The 19,722-nt window shown below is 27.6% G+C and carries 22 protein-coding genes; 4 read left to right on the top strand and 18 right to left on the bottom strand.

Annotated elements, in window-relative coordinates; all coding sequences use genetic code 11:
• Nucleotides 1–175: 175 nt before the first annotated feature.
• Both H9661_RS17825 and H9661_RS17820 read left to right on the top strand, forming a co-directional pair.
• The gene (locus tag H9661_RS17825; protein WP_191770114.1) at nt 176–1,279 is read left to right on the top strand and encodes a DEAD/DEAH box helicase; all 1,104 of its coding nucleotides are present in this window, start codon (nt 176–178) and stop codon (nt 1,277–1,279) included.
• A 170-nt stretch (nt 1,280–1,449) separates the two neighbouring features.
• Nucleotides 1,450–2,964, top strand: a complete 1,515-nt coding sequence (locus tag H9661_RS17820; protein WP_191770112.1) for a phytoene desaturase family protein — start codon at nt 1,450–1,452, stop codon at nt 2,962–2,964.
• Between the two features lie 8 nt (nt 2,965–2,972).
• Here the strand turns inward: H9661_RS17820 and H9661_RS17815 are convergent, their stop codons facing one another.
• From H9661_RS17815 to H9661_RS17735, 17 genes are all read right to left on the bottom strand, one after another.
• The gene (locus H9661_RS17815; RefSeq protein ID WP_191770109.1) at nt 2,973–3,587 is read right to left on the bottom strand and encodes a superoxide dismutase; all 615 of its coding nucleotides are present in this window, start codon (nt 3,585–3,587) and stop codon (nt 2,973–2,975) included.
• Nucleotides 3,588–3,672: 85 nt separating this feature from the next.
• A complete protein-coding gene (locus tag H9661_RS17810) occupies nt 3,673–4,074 on the bottom strand; it encodes a hypothetical protein (RefSeq protein WP_143315217.1) in 402 nt (133 codons plus the stop codon).
• Between the two features lie 226 nt (nt 4,075–4,300).
• Complete coding sequence (locus H9661_RS17805) at nt 4,301–5,080, bottom strand: GNAT family N-acetyltransferase (RefSeq protein WP_243240497.1); 780 nt, start codon at nt 5,078–5,080, stop codon at nt 4,301–4,303.
• 169 nt (nt 5,081–5,249) lie between these two features.
• Complete coding sequence (locus H9661_RS19940; RefSeq protein WP_143315219.1) at nt 5,250–6,002, bottom strand: YdcF family protein; 753 nt, start codon at nt 6,000–6,002, stop codon at nt 5,250–5,252.
• 129 nt (nt 6,003–6,131) lie between these two features.
• Nucleotides 6,132–6,782 carry a TIGR00266 family protein gene (locus H9661_RS17795; RefSeq protein WP_191770105.1) on the bottom strand — a complete coding sequence of 217 codons (651 nt, stop codon included), beginning with the start codon at nt 6,780–6,782 and terminating at the stop codon, nt 6,132–6,134.
• Nucleotides 6,783–6,832: 50 nt separating this feature from the next.
• Nucleotides 6,833–7,402, bottom strand: a complete 570-nt coding sequence (gene pdxT / locus H9661_RS17790) for a pyridoxal 5'-phosphate synthase glutaminase subunit PdxT (RefSeq protein ID WP_191770103.1) — start codon at nt 7,400–7,402, stop codon at nt 6,833–6,835.
• A 1-nt stretch (nt 7,403) separates the two neighbouring features.
• Complete coding sequence (gene pdxS / locus H9661_RS17785; protein ID WP_191770100.1) at nt 7,404–8,273, bottom strand: pyridoxal 5'-phosphate synthase lyase subunit PdxS; 870 nt, start codon at nt 8,271–8,273, stop codon at nt 7,404–7,406.
• Nucleotides 8,274–8,414: 141 nt separating this feature from the next.
• Nucleotides 8,415–9,008, bottom strand: a complete 594-nt coding sequence (locus H9661_RS17780; protein WP_191770098.1) for an immunity protein Imm33 domain-containing protein — start codon at nt 9,006–9,008, stop codon at nt 8,415–8,417.
• Between the two features lie 225 nt (nt 9,009–9,233).
• Nucleotides 9,234–10,265, bottom strand: a complete 1,032-nt coding sequence (locus H9661_RS17775) for a M42 family metallopeptidase (protein WP_191770095.1) — start codon at nt 10,263–10,265, stop codon at nt 9,234–9,236.
• A gap of 112 nt (nt 10,266–10,377) precedes the next feature.
• The gene (locus H9661_RS17770) at nt 10,378–11,055 is read right to left on the bottom strand and encodes a hypothetical protein (RefSeq protein ID WP_143315226.1); all 678 of its coding nucleotides are present in this window, start codon (nt 11,053–11,055) and stop codon (nt 10,378–10,380) included.
• A gap of 173 nt (nt 11,056–11,228) precedes the next feature.
• Nucleotides 11,229–12,995, bottom strand: a complete 1,767-nt coding sequence (locus H9661_RS17765; protein WP_191770093.1) for a M3 family oligoendopeptidase — start codon at nt 12,993–12,995, stop codon at nt 11,229–11,231.
• A gap of 143 nt (nt 12,996–13,138) precedes the next feature.
• Nucleotides 13,139–13,294 (bottom strand): DUF1540 domain-containing protein, encoded by a 156-nt coding sequence (locus H9661_RS17760; protein ID WP_143315228.1) that lies wholly within the window; start codon nt 13,292–13,294, stop codon nt 13,139–13,141.
• A gap of 96 nt (nt 13,295–13,390) precedes the next feature.
• Nucleotides 13,391–14,305 (bottom strand): PfkB family carbohydrate kinase, encoded by a 915-nt coding sequence (locus H9661_RS17755; RefSeq protein ID WP_143315229.1) that lies wholly within the window; start codon nt 14,303–14,305, stop codon nt 13,391–13,393.
• Between the two features lie 111 nt (nt 14,306–14,416).
• On the bottom strand, nt 14,417–14,665 hold the full coding sequence (locus H9661_RS17750; RefSeq protein WP_143315230.1) for a DUF1653 domain-containing protein: 249 nt from the start codon (nt 14,663–14,665) through the stop codon (nt 14,417–14,419).
• 15 nt (nt 14,666–14,680) lie between these two features.
• Nucleotides 14,681–15,334, bottom strand: a complete 654-nt coding sequence (locus H9661_RS17745; protein ID WP_207706219.1) for a DNA alkylation repair protein — start codon at nt 15,332–15,334, stop codon at nt 14,681–14,683.
• A 140-nt stretch (nt 15,335–15,474) separates the two neighbouring features.
• The gene (locus tag H9661_RS17740; protein WP_143315231.1) at nt 15,475–15,825 is read right to left on the bottom strand and encodes a hypothetical protein; all 351 of its coding nucleotides are present in this window, start codon (nt 15,823–15,825) and stop codon (nt 15,475–15,477) included.
• Nucleotides 15,826–16,371: 546 nt separating this feature from the next.
• A complete protein-coding gene (locus tag H9661_RS17735; RefSeq protein ID WP_143315232.1) occupies nt 16,372–17,604 on the bottom strand; it encodes an MFS transporter in 1,233 nt (410 codons plus the stop codon).
• Nucleotides 17,605–17,819: 215 nt separating this feature from the next.
• Between H9661_RS17735 and H9661_RS17730 the strand changes: the two genes are divergently transcribed.
• The gene (locus H9661_RS17730; RefSeq protein ID WP_143315233.1) at nt 17,820–18,242 is read left to right on the top strand and encodes a zinc ribbon domain-containing protein; all 423 of its coding nucleotides are present in this window, start codon (nt 17,820–17,822) and stop codon (nt 18,240–18,242) included.
• 74 nt (nt 18,243–18,316) lie between these two features.
• On the opposite strand, the gene H9661_RS17725 is transcribed toward H9661_RS17730, so the two are convergent.
• On the bottom strand, nt 18,317–18,988 hold the full coding sequence (locus H9661_RS17725) for a class I SAM-dependent methyltransferase (RefSeq protein ID WP_143315234.1): 672 nt from the start codon (nt 18,986–18,988) through the stop codon (nt 18,317–18,319).
• Between the two features lie 80 nt (nt 18,989–19,068).
• Here H9661_RS17725 and H9661_RS17720 point away from each other — a divergent pair, with 80 nt between their 5' ends.
• A complete protein-coding gene (locus tag H9661_RS17720; protein WP_143315235.1) occupies nt 19,069–19,611 on the top strand; it encodes a GNAT family N-acetyltransferase in 543 nt (180 codons plus the stop codon).
• Nucleotides 19,612–19,722: the final 111 nt, after the last annotated feature.

Genomic DNA, 19,722 nt, shown 5'->3' with positions numbered 1-19,722 from the left:
TATGAAAAAAATTTTTTAGTTATGTTAGTATATTAGATTTTTGAAAGAAAATAATAAATTTGTGACATGAACTGCTTTAGGTTAAATTATAATTTTAGTACATACCTTAGTAAATTAGATATAGTTGTGTTATTATATAATAGCTCAACAAAAAATTGGTGAAAGGTAGAATATAATGAATTTTAATGAATTAGGTATATCTGAGAGTTTAATAAATATATTAAAAAATAATGGAATTAAAAAACCTACTATGGTTCAATCTGAAAGCATTCCTATTATAAAAGATGGAAAAGACGTAATTGCAGAAGCTGATACTGGTACAGGTAAGACTTTAGCTTTTCTACTTCCTATATTTGAAAATATAAATGAAAAATCTGCTAATACTGAAGTTTTGATACTTACTCCTACGAGAGAGCTTGCTATTCAAATTTATGAAGAAGCTATAAAATTAAAAGAATCTAAAAATATAAATATTTTAGCAGCATATGGAGGAAAGGATATTGGATCCCAACTAAATAAACTTAAAGGGAATGTCCATCTTATAATTGCAACTCCTGGACGACTTCTCGATCATATTAAAAGAGGAACTATTAATTTGTTAAAGCTTAAAACATTCGTTTTAGATGAAGCAGATCAAATGTTATTTATGGGATTTAAAAATGAAGTTGAATTAATTAAAAAGGAATGTTCAAAGAAACATCAAACGCTTTGTTTTTCTGCTACTATGGATTCGGCTGTAAAAAAACTTGCATATAGATATATGAAAGATCCTATTGTGGTTTCTATAAAGAAAGATAATGTAGCTTTGGATAATATAAAACAAGAAGTTGTTGAAACTACTGATAGATGGAAACAAGATTCTTTGAAAAAAGTTTTAGAATTGGATAATCCTTTTATGGCAGTAATCTTTTGCAGAACCAAAAGAAGAGTTGATAATTTAGAGATGGCTTTGGTACAAAGCGGTTTTAATTGTGAGAAATTACACAGTGATATCCCTCAAAATAAGCGCGAAAGAATTATGAAAAATTTTAGAGATGCAAAAATACAATATTTAATTGCTACAGATGTCGCTTCTAGAGGACTTGACATTACAGGGGTTACACATATTTATAACTACGATGCCCCTGAATCTGTTGAAGCATACATACATAGAATAGGAAGAACAGGAAGAGCAAATGAAAAAGGTTATACATGTATGTTTATAGCAGATAAAAATATGGAAATATTAAAAAAGATTGAAGAACATATGAACATAAAAATTCCAAGAAGATTAATTTAAATAAAAGGAAGTTAACTTTATACTCTAAGGTTACTTCCTTTTTTATATACTATTCTAGTTCCATTTAAAAACTTTTAGCTTATCTATAGTAACCAAAGGTATTATCTTAATATTAAATGTCAATAATCAATGATAATAGGATAATATATTTTTAGTTTGGAGATTTAAGTATGAAAAAAAAAGTTATTATAATAGGATCAGGTGTAGGAGGCTTATCAATAGCAACAAGATTGTTAGAGAAAGGTTTTAATGTTGAGGTATTGGAAAAAAACTTATCTATAGGAGGAAAAACCAATATTTTAAAAAGTGGTGATTTCAAATTTGACTTAACTGCTTCTATACCTATGTTTCATGAGGATTTTATTGATGTTTTTACTTTTTGCAAAAAAGATTATAGAAAATACTTTACCCTTCTTCCACTCGATCCAATATATCGATGTTTTTTTACTGATAATAGTTATTATGACTTCTCAAATAATTTAACTCATTTATCATCAACGATAAACTCAATTACTAAAAATAACATAGAAAATATATCTGGCTATTATGAATTTCTTAATTCCAATTATAAAAAATACTTAATTGCTAATAACAATTTTTTAAATAGAGACTTATTAAAAGGAATAAGTTTATTAAATCCATTAACTATATCTAAAGTGTTCAAATTAAACACCACAACTTCAAGCACTAAAAATTGCAGGAAATATATTTCAAATCATAAACTATTTAATTATCTTATGTTTCAAACTATGTATATAGGTGTATCTCCCTACCATTGCCCAAGTATCTACAACTCGATTCCAGCTGTCAGCCAAATTCAAGGTTTACATTACATTAAAGGTGGTATGTACGCTTATATAAAAGCCTTGGAAAAGTTAATAAAAGAAAAAAAAGGTCACATTAGCACACTTAGAAATGTTGATAAGATCTTATTTCATAATAATAAAGCTGTAGGAGTAATGGTAAATGGTAATCCAATTTATTCTGATATAGTTATATGCAGTAGCGATTATTCTTTTTCAATAAATAATTTAATTAAAGATATAGATATAAAAGGAAAAAAAGAATCAATTAAAGAAATGAATTACTCTTGTTCTATTTTTATTTTATATTTGGCTCTTGATAAAAAATATCCTATTCTTAAAGTAAACAATATATTTATAAATGATAACTTTAAGAAGAATATAGAGGCACCATTTAAAGGATGTATTCCCCTAGAACCATCAATGTATATTTATTGCCCAAGTTCAATTGATTCATCAGTATGTCCTAAAGATTATGAAGAGATTAGCATCCTAGTTAGAGTACCAAACCTTCTTTCAAGAAAAATAAACTGGAATGAAAAGACTATAAATAATATGAAGCAAACAATTTTAGGTAATCTTAGCTCTATAAAAAGTCTTGAAGATATAAAAAACCATATTATATATGATAATTGCTTAACGCCTATAGACTTACGTGATAAATTTAACACCTTTGGAGGATGTGCCTTTGGACTTAGTCATTCACTTGACCAAAGTGCAATTTTTAGACCTCAATGCACTATCCCTAAAGTTAAAAATCTTTATTTCACCGGTTCTTCTATCCATCCTGGTAATGGAGTATCAATGGTCTTAAAATCTTCAAAAATCTGCTGTGATAAAATATGTAAGGATTTTGGTTTATATAAAAAAAATAAATGCTAAAATAGCATTTATTTTTTATTATATAAGCTTTCAACTTTTGCCCAGTCTATTACATTCCAAATATTCTTTACATATTCTGCCCTAAGATTTTTGTATTTTAAATAATAAGCATGTTCCCATACATCAATATTAAGTATTGGTTTCAATCCTAGTATTAAAGGAGAATCTTGATTTAAAGTATTAATAACTTTCAATTTGCCATGCTTATCTACCACTAACCATCCATATCCTGAACCGAATTGGTTAATAGAAGCCTTGTTTATTTCATCTTTCAAATTCTGTAAGCTACCATAAGTTCTATTTATTTCTTCTCCCAATACACCTTCTGGAATTTCCTTAGGAGTAGGCGATAATATAGAAAAATACAAGCTGTGATTTAATACTCCTCCACCTTGATCTATTACATCATATCTTATTTTTTTTGGTAGTTTATAAATAGATTTCATAATTTCTTCTAAAGATTTGTCCTTTGTATACTTTTCATATCCCTCAAGAACCTTATTTAACTTATTTACATAGTTTTCATAATGCTTAGTATAGTGAATTTCAACAGTTTCAGCATCAATGTATGGTTCTAAAGCATCATATGAATATGGTAATTCTATTTTTTCATATTTATTCATGTTTTAGCCTCTCTTTATTTTTTTATTATGATATGTTTTAACTTATCATAATATGACAAAGGCTATTTGATAGTGTGCATACTAACTATATTACATTTAAAAATCTTTTAAATGTTTCACTAAGGACTGAATAAACTTCTTTTGTACAATAATATTTTGAAAATTCTAAGACAAAATCATAATCTCCTTTTATCATAGGTTCAATTAAACTTCTCACTATATGTAAAGATTTGAATCTTATATCATCTATTTTGCTATTACCGCATATTTTGCTTAATTCAAAAGATAATTCACTTTTTAGTTTATCAGATTTATATCCCTTTTTAGCTAAATCTATACCCTTAGCTAAATACTTATAAACTATATCATTATATCCGTAGGAGGAATATATATCTTCTGATGAAATACTTTTAATACCTAATTGTTTAATATTATATGTTATTTCACTTATATTTAAAAATAATATATCTATATAACCATACTGCATTTTCTTCCCACCCATTTAATTTTAACTTATGTTAATAATTTCTATTATAACCTAAAAACATACATAGTGTATATAACGTTCCATTTTATACTCTTCTTTAATTAACATAGCAAATTGATAAAAATAAATTTAATTAGAATTAATTTGTAATACTGTTAATTAATTATCTGTTTTATAAACAATTTATTTTAAAGTATCCGAAATAATTACAAAATTAATTTCATGATTAAACTAACTGATTTTCTTCAAATGTTCCAATAACTTCAAAACCTAAATTTTTATATAATTTTAATGCATTATAATTATGAGAAATAACATTTAAAACTATATCTGTTTCATTTAAATCTATACTTTTAATTAGTCTACTTATCACTTTTTTGGCCAAACCTTTATTTCTATAAGCAGGTGCTGTTGCTACATTTCCTATTTGAAGCACTCCAAATTCTGTTCCGTAAGAAAATACTCCAGCAGCAGATATAATCTCATCATTATGAAAAATTCCATAGTAGTATCCTTCTTTTAAATACTTCTCTTCCATCATGTATCCTGGATTACTTGCTTCTAAAAATTTTATTAACTTATTTTTTTCGCTATACTCTATTCGAACAACATTATCTATAGTATTACTTAGATTAGTCTTTCTTTTATTCAATTTCATATTATAAAATATAACACTCGAAGTTACCTCTCTAGAATCGCATAAATATTTAACTGATTTAGGATTTAAATGACAATATAAATCCTTTGGTAAAAATTTATCTAAAGTTTTTATCAATAAATTCATATTTTCATCTTCATCACAATATGAACTTCCAACTAATATTGGAAAACCATATTTAAAACTTAAAAAAGCAATTGCCACAATTTTTTCCTTATCATATAATCCGAACATTTGAGTGCAATCCCAAAACTCGTCTTCAAGATTACAGCAAAGATACATATAGTTATCTTTATCATTATTTTTTAGAAAACTACGAATCACATCTTTGCTATGTATAATTTTCATATTCACTATATTAACACTTCTTTCATAACTTTTCTACAATAATCATAATAATGAATAAATAGTATATATTAATTAATTATACCTAATTTTCCTTAACTTGTATACATGGTATTTTAACATCCTACTTAAACACATTAAATTAGACATTATATCAATAATTAATTAATAATTAAAAAATGGTACTAATTACTTCAAAAACTTCTATAATATAATAAATTGGCGCTAGATAAATTCTAGTTCCTGAAGCGTTAAATTTCACATTACCGTATCCATTCCTTGAAGCTATAATACCGCATCTAAGTACAAGATAATCTGTGGTTATGATTTTAACTGATATGTCTTTAATTGCTTTTCCACTCTGTTTCTCAATAATGTCCTTTGAAAATTTAAAATTTTCATTTATATTCATAGATTTATTTTCTTTAATAATTCTTTCTTTAGGAATTCCTTGATCTAACAAATACCTTTCCATTGCATCTGCTTCTGAAATATAATCAGCTCTCCTTCTTCCACCTGACAAAATAATATACCCGCCATCTCCTTCTCTATATATACTATTTACTGCTTTATCAAGTCTATCTCTAAGAATTAAACTCATATTTTCTCCATTTTTTAATTCTTCACCTAAAACTAATAAAAACTCCGATTTGGATTTATCTAGTTTAGGACAACCAATTATAAAAGCTTCTAATAAAATAAACAAAAGTAAACCTATACAAAAGATTGTAGAACAATAATTATGGAACTTCTTAAAATATTTTATCTTTTTAAAGTGTTCTTTTAGAAAATGATATAATATTAAAATTGTACCAATCGAAATTGCAACTATGGTATAACTTTTTGACATATTTGCAATTATATTAATGCTAATCACATATATAATTATTATAGTGCCAGTAATAATATCAATACAACTTATCACAAAATTCCCTCCTTAAGTTCAAAGATAGTATTGATATTATAGCACCCTCTACCATATATTTACAACAAAAAAAATAAAGCTTGCATTTAAAAGCAAGCTTCATTAATAAATTCAATTATAAATAAAAACTTATTTAGATCTTTGCATTAGATTAGCTGGATTTCTTGTTTGAATCCAAATGGTTCCTGGACCAACAAACCTGCAAACTAGACCTTCTTTTCCAGCGATAGAATTAAAAATACCACTCATAAGTTCAGTATTATATCTTAAAGTACTATCCCATAAAACTAGATGATTGCTATCTACTATATAGTTTTCTCCATAAGCTAATTCCTTTTTATGAATAGCTCCATATGAACTTATAAATAATGTTCCAACACCAGAAGCTTCCATTTGAATAAGCCCTTCACCAGATAGCATACCATTAATACCTCCAGATTTTGTTGAAACATTAATTCCATCTGTTGAAGCTAAGAAACTTGACTTTCCTAACCTATAGGATCTTGTCCCATCAAGTTCAATACCTTCAATATCTCCCAAAAACTGAGGAGCTAATAGTAATTCACCATCATTTTTTGCTAAAAATTGTTGTATAAAAAATGATTCTCCTGAAAACATCCTCCCTAGAGTTCTCTGAATTCCACCAGTTTTTGCTTTGATTTCAAAAGTATCACTCATAGATACCATTGCTCCAGCTTCAACGGTATAACATTCTCCCCCATTTGCATAAATCTTTAAAACCTTATTGGTGTTTCCATATAATAGTTCAAAATTCGCCATAAACATATTTCTCCTTAAATTATTTATTCATCCACCAATATAATTCAATATTATTTAATATATTCCTTTATAAAATATCTTAAAAATTCAAGATTGCTTGTTAATTCTGGATGAAATGAAATTGCTAGCATATTTTTTTCACCAACCCCAACAATATTATTATCAACTTCACATAATACCTGAACTCCATCCCCAATCTCTGTTACATAAGGTGCTCTAATAAAAACTAACTCTAAAGGCTTATCTGAAATGGCTTTTATTTGCTTTTTCGTTCTAAAACTATCAATTTGAGTTCCAAAAGCATTCCTTTTTACTTTGATGTTCATTAGTGAAATATATTTTCTATTATCATTTTCTATGTTTTTAGCTAATAAAATCATTCCGGCACAAGTCCCTAATACAGGAAGCCCTTCTTTTATTTTATTTCTTAATGGCTCCATAAGCCCTGTAACATTTAGAAGTTTTCCAATAGTAGTACTTTCCCCACCTGGTAAAATTAGGCCTTCAATATTTTCTAAATGCCTAGGGTCTTTAACCTCAATAGGATTATGCCCTAATGCTTTAATTTGATTAAGATGTTCAATAACTCCACCCTGAAGAGCTAAAACACCAATATTCATTTTACCAACCTCTCTCTGCATACTTAACAGAAAGTTCAGATGTACTTGTTCCGCTCATGGCTTCACCTAAATCTTCTGATACTTCAGCAAGTTTTTTAGGATTATTATAATATGTTGTAGCAAGCACTATTGCTTTTGCCCTTTTTTCTGGATCTCCTGATTTAAAAATGCCAGAACCTACAAACACCCCTTCACTTCCAAGTTGCATCATTAATGCGGCATCTGCAGGTGTTGCTATTCCCCCTGCAGCAAAGTTAACTACTGGCAGCTTTCCATTTTCCCAAACATATTTAACAAGATCATATGGTGCTCTAATATCTTTTGCAAAAGTCATTAATTCTTCTTCAGGAGAATTTTGAACTCTTCTAATTTCATCCATAATTTTTCTTATATGTGTAACTGCATTTACAACATCCCCAGTTCCCGCTTCACCTTTTGTCCTTATCATAGAAGCTCCTTCACCTATTCTTCTAAGAGCTTCACCTAAATTTGTTGCCCCACATACAAATGGTACTCTAAAACTTTTCTTTTTAATATGATATTTATCATCAGCTGGTGTAAGCACTTCACTTTCATCAATAAAATCTATATTTAAAGCTTCTAATATTTGTGCCTCAACAAAATGTCCAATTCTAACCTTTGCCATTACAGGAATACTTACTGCCTTTTGTATTTCCTTGATCATCTTAGGATCAGACATTCTTGCGACACCACCTTCTTTTCTTATATCAGATGGTACCCTTTCTAATGCCATAACAGCACAGGCTCCTGCCCTTTCAGCAATTATTGCCTCCTCTTTATTAGTAACATCCATTATTACCCCACCTTTAAGCATTTGTGCAAGGTTTTTGTTTATATTTTCCCTTTCCATATTTATCCCCCTTTTCTTTTTATAAACATTATATTAAAACAGTGCTATCCTTTTTGCAAATGTATCGATACTTTAGTCGCATAGATTTTGTATAAAATCTAACTAAAATAAAAAGACACCCTAACTGGTGTCTTACAAATATTAAACCTCTATAAACTTATTTAATTTACTATTATACTCGGCAGAATCAAATCTACTTAAAAAAATATCTTCTAACAAAGGTTCAAAATTTAGAACTTCTTTTATAGATGTTGCTATTAAATTAGATGAATCATCCAAATATTCATATTCTTCATCTCCATAAAATAACTGCCATCCACTATCTTCTTTATTTAAGGGGGTTGTCCTAACAATCCAATTAACTTGTCTATGTTCAATAGCCTTATTGGTTATAATTACACTTTTATTTTCATCTATAATATTTTCTTCTTTTCTTTTAACTGTAGTAATATTATTTACTTCAAAACTTATAATATCACCTTTCTTTAACTTTGTTTTTTGGGATCCATTTCCCTCAAATTTACCTATAAATTTAGTGCCTTTAAATTCAATTATCTCTACCCAAACACGTTCATCCATAAACCTATTATTTAAAGAATTTTCTAATTTATAAACAATCCTAACTAAATCGCCAATTCTTATATTTTTTATTTCTTCTTTGCTTGGCACTAGATAATTTCTTGGATTTTGTTTGTTCATTTTAGTTACATCTATTAAACAAAAGGTATTGTTCATTCTAAACACCTCCTTAGTTTTTCTTGCAATTCTTTATAATATAATTTTATCATTTATTATACTAACATACAAGTTATGTATTTTTGATTTATTTTATACATTTTTTTATGTTATTCCCTTTTTTTTAATAGATTTTTTAGTTAATTTATGTTTATTCTATAGAACTTTTTTCTAATGTAAAGTGCCTTTCACTTATTAAGTGAAAGGCACTTATACTATTTATAATTATTTTGTTATATATAAATACAATAGCTTGATTGTATTTTCCATTCCACTATAATGAGTTCTCTCCATTCCATGAGAAGCATGAACTCCTGGTCCTATAAGAGCACCACGAATGTTATTGCCTCCTTTTAAAGCAGCTCCCACATCTGATCCATACCTTGGATATATATCTACTGCATAATTAAGCTCATTAGCTTTTGCTAAGTTAATTAATTCCGTTACCATGTTATAATCATAAGGCCCATTAGAATCCTTTGCACATATAGAAACATCATATTCAGTACAGCTTAAATCTGAACCAATACATCCCATATCAACAGCTATCATTTCTGTTATTTCTTCTGGAATGTAAGATGCTCCATGTCCTACTTCTTCATATACTGAAATAAATATTTTCAAAGTATACTTAGGCGTAATCTTTTCTCTGTTAAAGAGTTCTAGTAAACCTAACAAGCATGCTACACTACCTTTATCGTCAATAAACCTTGATTTCAAAAATCCACTTTCTGTTATAGTTGTTTTAGGATCTATAAAAATAAAGTCTCCCGGACAAATTCCTAACGCTTCAACATCCTTCTTGGATTTAACAGCTTCATCGATTCTCACTTCCATATTATCTAAATCTCTATTTTTCGAAGCACTATCATCATAAACATGTGCTGAAGGACTTGTACTTAAAAATGTCCCTGTATATATTTTTCCTTCTCTTGTTCTAATCTTGCAATACTCTGCGTCTAAAGTAGGAACAATTGGACCTCCAAGCAAAGTAAATTTTAACTTTCCTTCTGAAGTTATTGATCTTACCATTGCTCCTAAAGTATCTACATGAGCTGATAAACCTATCACCTCTTCTTGACTTTTTCCAGGTACTGTGATTATTCCACATCCTTTTCTCGTTGTTTCAAATGCATATCCGAAGTTTTCTGCTTTCTTTTTTATCAAATTCATAATATCAAAACAAAAACCAGTTGGACTATCAAATTCTAATATCTCTTTTGCTGTATTTAACACATATTCTCTATTTACATTCATTTTATCACCTCATAATTGTTGTATACTAAATAATATTATCAACATTTTACCACATAAAAAAATAGTTATCCATAATAGAATAAATCTATTATGAATAACTATTAATTATATACTATGCATTTTGACCAGTAATCATTTTACCTAAGTCAGTTCCAAATACAGTCATATCCTCTGGAACCCAAACATCCTTAGCTTTTCCGCCTACATTAAATTTTTGTTTCTTAAATGCAAATGATTTTTCCTTAGTATCACTTGATGGTTGTATTGCATTTAATCCATCAACAAGTTTATTTACGTAAAGATCAAGTAATTTCTTTCTTGCTTCACTTTCATTAGTTAATTGCATAGCTTTTATTTCTGTCATAGCATCATTAAATGCTTTTGTATCTACTGGAGTTATATCTGCATATGTTGTAGCTATCTTTACAGTGGCCTTATCATCAGTTGTTGAACTTGTTTCTATTTTAGGAGCCAATTTTTTAAGAGCACCTAATTCTGCATCAGCAATTTTGTTTAATTGTTCATCGCTAATAGTGAATCCACCTTTAATTATGTTATTTCTTGTAGCATTTTTCATAGATGTTTTTTCTGTTTCTCTTACATTTTCATACTCTGACTTTTCAACACCCATATTTTCAATTTTAGTTGTATCACCTAATACATATAAATCGTAAAAGGCTTCAGCTGTTACCTCTGGTGGATCAACCTTTTGTCCACATCCAGTTAATACTAAACCTGTAGTTAAAACGGCCATGCTTGCCATGGCAATAATTTTCTTTAATCTTCTCATATTATCCCCCTATGGATTTATTTTTTTTACAAGGAAGATTATATCATATAATTTTCAGGTGTTGTTATAATTATGAAAAGTTAGGACTATAGTCCTGTAACAAACAGGAATCAATTACTTTATATTGTTTTTTTCTTTATAAGAATATTATTTACTTAATATATTTGTTAAAATTAATATTTCAAAAATTGATTTATATCTTCTTCTACTATTTTAAGAGAATTCCTCCAAAAATCTTTATCATGTATATCTATTCCAACAACTTTAGTAATATCAGCTATTTTATTTTTCCCTGTTATAGAAAGTAATTTTTCATACTCCTTTGTAAATGAATCACCTTTTTTTAAATACTCAGCATATAAACCTTTTGAAAATAACAAACCAAATGCATAAGGGAAATTATAATAATTATAATCAGCATCATAATAGTGAGGCTTCCAAGCCCACATATATGGATGTAGATATTCAGGGTCTAAGCCATCTCCATATGCCTTTCTTTGCGCATCTAACATAAACATCTTTATCTCATCAACACTTAATGCACTTTCTTTTCTTCTCTCAAATACTGATTTTTCAAATAGAAATCTTGAATATATATCAACAACCACTTGACAAGCATCTGATATTTCAGTTTCCAATATTGCTAGAGCCTCATCCTTATTAGCTTCTTTTAAAGCAGCTTTCTTAATTATTGTTTCGCAAAAATTTGAAGCTGTTTCTGCTATTGGCATTGGATAATCGGAATTTAAAATACTTTCTTCATATAAACACGCTCCATGGAAACCATGCCCAAGTTCATGGGCAAGTGTAACTACATCTCCAAAGTTCCCTCCAAAATTAAGAAGTATTCTACTTTCCTTTATTGAATGAAGTCCTTGGCAAAATGCGCCTCCTACTTTTCCTTCCTTTGGCATAACATCTATCCATGAATTTTCTACAGCCTTCTTAGCAAAATTTGATAAGTTATCACTAAAGGTTTTAAAATTCTTAAAAATAAACTTAGTAGCTTCCTCATAAGTAAACTTCATACTTGCTTTTGATACTGGTGCATACATTTCATAAAATGGCAATCCATTCTTATATCCAAGCATTTCACCTTTTTTTCTTAGATATTTCCTAAATGAAGGTAAGCTCTCTTTAATTGCATCTAACATAGCATTTAAAGATTCTATATCCATCCTTGAATTCTTAAGAGTCATATCTAAAGGATCTTCATATCCTCTAAGTTCTGCTACAGTTATTACTTCACCTTTTATTCCATTTAAAGCTGCTGCAACTCCTTCTTCAACCTTTGAATATGATTTAATTTCTGATTCATAGCCCTTTTTTCTAACTTCTTTATTGTCATCATACGCCATATTTAATACTACAGTTAAAGGCAATTCCTCTATCTTGCCATTTTGTTCTATTTCAACCTTCAAATTTGAAATCAAAGAATCCTTCAGCTTAAGCCAAGCTCTTGAACCTGTATTTCTCATATTTGATATAATAGTTTCTTCTTTATCACTTAATGAGTATTGGCTTTTCTCTACAATCTCTTTTAACATAAATTCATGTTCTTTTAACAACTTTGACTTCTCAATCAATTCATTTAAATTACTTATTTCACTTATCCATTTTTCGATTTTTGTAGAGGCAGATACTATATAAGTTAATCTTTTTTCTAATATTCCTGAATATTTTTTACCATCCTTATCATTTGTATTTACGCTTAAACTTAATTCAATAAATGAGCTAAGTTTACTTTCTAATATTGCAAACTCAGTAAATTTTCTTATATATTCCTCTAAGTAAAAAATATCCTTATTCTTATCCTTAATAACATTTTCTACCCATTCATTTATATCTTCAATTACACACTTAAGCTTATCTAAATCCCTTTGAAATTCCTCACTTGAGAATGATGTATATATTTCTTTTAAACTCCAATTTAATTCCATTTTATCCCTCCCTAATTACATCCATTATATTCTTGATACTAAAAGTAATCAAACTTTTCTTACCTAAGTTTATAAGGTTTTTATAAAAAAATAACTTAATAAAAATAGCTAGCATTTTAAATTGCTAGCTATTTTTATTAAATTTATTCTACTTCAAATGATTCACAATCAGTTTCTCTCACACTTGTTACACTAGATTCATTAGATCCAATTTTAACTTGATCTAAAGTACAATATTCTTGGTGATTATTGTATTTACATTCCTCAACTGAACATTTAATGCTTGAATTCTTATCCATAATCTGTTCCTCCTAAAATTTAATTTACACATCTAGTATGGAATAAATTAAGATTTAATATTCAAAGAAATCTTCCTAAAATAAGAGTAATAATATCTAATTGTACAAGAAATTATATAATTTATCTAACTGTTCTTCTGTAATAAAGCCATCCATTTCACCTTTTCCACCAAGTTTATAGGATTCAAAACACAAAGATTTTTTTGTGGAAATGTAAGGATCAAGAGTTTTATTATAACAGTGAAGAAAAGATGCATATAAAGCCTTTTCTCTTCCATCAGTATTAATTATCTTTCGAGTTTTAACAAAAGGATATTTACCAATAAAATTATCCTTTCTAACATATAGCATAGCTCCACCATCATCTAGACTAACTAATATTATATCATTTCCATAATCATCTGCTATTCTTTTAATTGAACTTTCAATTTCTTCATCTAAACATTTACTACTACTAAAAAGAATATTAGCATTGTGTATAAAACGCTTTCTGCTAAGTTGAACACTTTCTAAATTCTCTACACTAGTAGCTAGAACTTTCTGATAATCGTTTACTATATTAAAAAAATCATTTGATAAATCATCATCACATAAAAATATAATTGAGCATTCATTCATAGCTTTACAGAATATATCATTATCATAGCTATTTTTCTCAAGTTCCTTAAAATCAAAATATCTTTTCTTTTCCTTATATTCATCTACCATAACTATTTCCTGTGCTGTATCTTCTAAAAGTTGATGGACAAAATCAGAGTTTATACCATACTTCCTAAGCTCTTTTAATATAATATCTCCATATAAATCTTTTCCTACTATAGAAATAAGATTTACATCATCTCCTAAAACATTAAGTGCTCTACTAATATTTAATGCTTCTCCTGAAAACGCTTCATTAACTGTACAAGGACAAGAATTAATGAATTCAACATTATCTAATAACTTAGGAATATTAAGAGTAACTTTTTTACTTAACAAGCCTGAGACAAGTATCTTGTTACAACTTTTCATATTAAATTCCCCCTATCTAAAGTAAAAACTATATATCCTCATTTCTATTCAATTTTTTCACATTAGATACCAACTTTCAATTGTAGATACTTACAATTATATACAGCTAGGTTATTTTACACTTTTAACAAAAAATTCTTCAAAACGATACTTTTGACCTGTTGGATTTACCTTTTCCTTTGGAACTTCTTCTACAAACATATCGTAAGGTCTTACATATAACCCACATTCACCATATAAAGCTTTATACAAAACTAAAGTTTCTCTAGTTTCTGAGTGAACAACAAAATCCACTAGTAAATACAAGTCTCCTTTAAAATGTCTAAATATTTTTCCCTTCAAATTTCTTATATCTCTCATGCTTTCCTCCAAAACTTATTTCATGTACTTTATTGCTTCTCTTCTGCTAGTTGCAGAAATTTTATGTTCTTCCATAAATCTTTTTACCCATTCTTTATCGATTTTGGAATACTCTTTTAATGCCAATCCTATTGCTTTGTCAATAAACAATTCCTTTGTAAATAAATTATGGGTAATTGCTCTACTTAATAAATCTACATCAGTTTCTTCTTTAAACTTCACTTGAAAATTTATTGCTATTCTTTTAAGCCAAATATTTTCACTATCAATCCATACAAGTATTGTATTTCTTACAGTTGATATTCTTAGAAACATATATGCAACTATATAGCTAATTGCATCTACAGTATCCCACCAAGATTTGTTTATAATTAATTTCTCTATTATATAAATATCTTCTTTAATCAATAAATACTTTAATTCATTAATATAGTCTATAGCTAAATAATGATATTCTCTTTCAGGCTTTTCATAGCATTTCCATACAAAAACCCAATCAATTTTATCACTTTTCTTACTTTCCTTTAAAAATTCTTTTGTTAAGTTTATTCTCTTTGGTTTCGGTATTCCTAAAAAGGGAAACTTATTCTTCATGTATGAAGCCATTTTTATAGAAGTATCCTTATCTTTTGCTTTTTCTAGAATTTCAAATATACTGTACCTATCCAAAATAACTTACACCTCATTACTAAATTATTCATATTATGTATATATATTTACTAATTATAGCATTTTAACACAGCAAAGTATATTTTAACATATAAAAAAGAGAAGAATCAATCTTCTCTTTACCAAATTTGTGTTATATTTTAGAATATCAAAATTAAAAAGCTTAACACTCCCGCAATAATTAATTCCATATTTATTGATTCTGTATTTAAAGTAATAATACGATTTTCGTTCCTAGCATTTTGTAATTCATTACTAATATATTGATAATTTAAACCACCAATGCCTCTAAGCGAACCACACAACTCTTCTTCACTAATTGAAGAAAGTACACCTATACCCAATAATATTAATCCTTCAACAAAAAACACATCATTAAATGAATATAACGTTACTTTTGATATTATCATAGCTAGAATAAATGCTCCAAAAGCCCAAACAATGCCGGATAAAATAGAATTAAATACTTTTGACACTTTGTTATTTTTCATTTTTACCGCCTTCTTTATTTTATATTTTGAAATGATATTTCATGGAATATCATTAAACTTAACTGCTTACAATATAAATTATGCGCTCCATTACGAACATTATACACGGTAGGAATAACTTTATAACTTTAGAACTATTTGCTATATATCTGTAAAAAACTTAAACTCTCAACTAAAATGCATTAATATTTTAATATATATTAAAGGTTTTTAATACCAATTAAATAATTAACTTATTGTATAAAATTTTATAACAACTGCTTATCTCGCATTCTTTCTCAATAATATAATTATTTTCTGTTTAATCCTTTATTTAAGCTCATTATAACATCGTTTACATCGTCTCTCAAACAAAGTAAAATTGTCATTTAGCATTTTTTTATTCTCTATATTATATAACAAGGAAAAGGCACTTCATAATTTTGCTAAATTATAATTATAACCTAATAGAATTAGTAACTTAATATTTTCAATACAATTAAATTTAAATTAATATAAAAATACCTAAATACAAATGATCTCTCATTTATATTTAGGTATTTCTTACTATACATTTCTATGTTTCATCTTGCTAAGTGAATACATACAAATTGATCCTATTAATACAACCATGGATACAACAAACCACGCTTTATTTATACTTAAACTAGTTATCATATTCCCCATAATTAGTGGACCTATACTTGTCCCAATTCCAGAGATCATAGGTATTACGGCATTAACTCTTCCCCTATGGGATTCAGGGGTATTATTAGTTAAAAAAGTTCCTGAATTTGTACTTATTAGTATTTCTCCTATAGTCATAATAATTATCATAACTATAAATAAAGGAAAACTCTTTATAATAGAACATGAGCCAAAAGCTACAAAATAAAGTATTCCACCTGTAGCAATTATTTTTATTATATTGTACTTTCTTGTTAAAGCAGTTATGAGTGGAGTTAACACTATTACTACAAATCCATTTATGCTACCTAAAATTCCAAAATATTTAGCTCCACTTCCGTTAAAGAGCTGCTCTAGATGAATTGGTATAGCATATCCCCATTGAGAATAAGCAAAAGAATATGTTAGCATAGCTAAAGCATAATATAATAATATTGGTCTTTTAATCAATACTGAAAGTACTGAGCCTTCTTCTGCTGCCTCTAAACTATTTTCATCTGTATTTTCATTAGATTTGTGATGCTTCCCTTTAATAAATATGCCTATAAGTGCTGCTGAAATCAGTGTTGTAAATCCGTCTCCTATAAATATCAATTCTAAATGCTTCTGAAATAACAATCCTCCAATTGCTGGTCCAACTGAAAATCCTATGTTGAGCCCCATGTATATTAATGAGAAAGATGCTTTTCGATTTTTAAGATTTGTAACATCACCAACAATTGAGTCATAAGCAGGATATGAAATAGAAGAAATAGCTGAAGCTACTATCATTAAAATAGCTAATTCACGACTTGGATTTATCAATCCACATATCATAAACAAAATTCCTGAAAGGCCTTGAAATATCCCTATTACTTTTTTTCCTCCATATTTGTCAACAAGTTTCCCGCCCACAATTACGCAAGGTGCTTGAATAACCATTGCCATGGTTACAAAAAATCCTGATTCATTAACTGACATTCCTATTTTTTGTGTTAATATTAATGACAATAACGGCGATATAAATGCCCCAATACAATTAATTAGTTTACCAAAAAACAATATGTACACAGCTCCAGGCAATCCTAGATAAATTCCTAATCCATTTTTTATTTTATTTCCTATGGTGTTCATTATAGCCCCTTTCTATCACTGATTATAAAAATATTTATATCTTAGCATAAACATTCTGCTAATTATATAATATTTTTGATTATTATGTCAAATTATATATAATAATCAATTTAACAATCATTTCTATTAAAAAAGTTTATTTTTTCTTAATATTTTAAATAACATTTTCTAGATAAGTTATGATAAAATGTTCTTTAAAGATATGAGGTGATAGTATGAATATATTTTATGGTACATATGGCTTTGATTTTTTATCTATTTTTTTACTAATCTTAAGCACTTTCTTCAATTTTGATCGTTACCCTAGAATAGTAAGTGTTCTATTAATTATAATTGTAATCTATAGGGCATTTTCAAAAAATATCTACAAAAGATCTTCAGAACTTTCTAAATTTATCTCAATCATAAATAAAGTTCTAGGAAAATTCGGTAAAGGAATTCCATATAACTTACCTAGAATAGGATTAGAAGGTATACCAGCAGGTTTTGGACAAATTAAATATAATATTAGCCAAAAACGTAAATTTAAAATTGTTAAATGTCCAAATTGCAGTCAGAAATTAAGATTGCCAAGAGGCCAGAAAAAAATAATTGTTACTTGTAAAAAATGTAGTCATGAATTTAAAATGAAAACTTAATAAGAATTTAAAAAATGAGAATTAATATATTTACTAATTCTCATTTTTGACTATAAAAGACTCTCATATTAAAGCTATCTAGTTATTTCAACTAGCCATGTGAAATTGACTTTATGTTCTATTTTAATATTATAATTTAACTTAGCGATGTATTCCTTGAATTCATTAATATTTGTATAATACTTACTATCAATAAAATCCCATAAATCTTGTTTATTCAACTCTTTAAAATGTTGTCTATATTTTTCTTTCTCTTCACTATCAAAAAACATATAATCTATAATAATTATCTTTCCATTTTCTTTAAGATATCTTATCATATTCTTAACTGCTATCTTTTTATCTTCATTATTTAATCCGTGAAGAACATATGTAGAAACAACTATATCTGCAATATTTTCTTTAAATGGCTCATCTAAAAAGCTACCTACCTTGCATTTCATATTTCCATACTTTTCTTGAACTTTTTTTAACATTTCTATATTCTTATCCATTCCTATCACATTATATCTGTCGCTTAACTTACCACATAAGTTTCCAGTGCCACAACCTATATCAAGAATACACTTACAATTATGACTAATTATCCTTCTTCTGGTTTCTTCCAAAATATCATTATAGTTTGAAAAAAGCCCTAACTCATCATTTTGAGGATTATTAACCATATTATCATAACTATCTGCTATGTTAGCCATACTTTTCTTCACCCTCCTTAACTTGGAATAATATCTATAGTATAATATCATATTAAATAAATTAATGAAATGCTCAAATAATCTATGTTATAATATAAAAATATATTTGTATACAAATTAGGAGGAATATCATGGAACTACTTGAAACAGAAAGATTAATTTTGAGACCTTGGAAAGAAAGCGATTATTTGGATTTACATGAATATGCTAAAGATCCTCGTGTTGGCCCTAATGCAGGTTGGCCTGTTCATAAAGATTATGAAGATAGTAAAAAAATCATCAAAATGTTTATAAAAAATGATGATTGCTCAGCTATACTATTAAAAAGTGAAAATAAAGTTATTGGAAGCATTGGTCTCCATAAAAGAACTCCTGATGAAAATATACAACATTTGAAACAAAGAGAAATTGGATATGTCTTAAATCCTAACTACTGGGGTAATGAATATATTCCAGAAGCAGTAAGGTGTCTCATTGATTATGGATTTAAAGAACTAGGTTTAGATCTTATTTGGTGTGGTCATTATGATTTTAATAAAAATTCAAAAAGAGTTGTTGAAAAGTGTGGATTTAATTATAAATTTAACAGAGATACAAAGCTTCAGCTTCTAAATAATAAGATCGTTAATGAATCATATTATAATATAAATAAAGATGAATATTTTTCAAAATAGTACAAAACCTGTGACTGAAAAACAAATCACAGGTTTTATTATGTGTGCCCAGCATGGGCACGTACTAGTCGGTGAAAGTCCGATATGGGGGTTGATAGTGCCAACCATTAG

The organism is Clostridium cibarium (genome assembly GCF_014836335.1).
In the GTDB taxonomy this organism is placed as follows: Bacteria; Bacillota; Clostridia; order Clostridiales; family Clostridiaceae; genus Clostridium; species Clostridium cibarium.
Note: the sequence above shows the minus strand (reverse complement) of the source record. Positions and strands in the feature narration are given on the sequence as shown.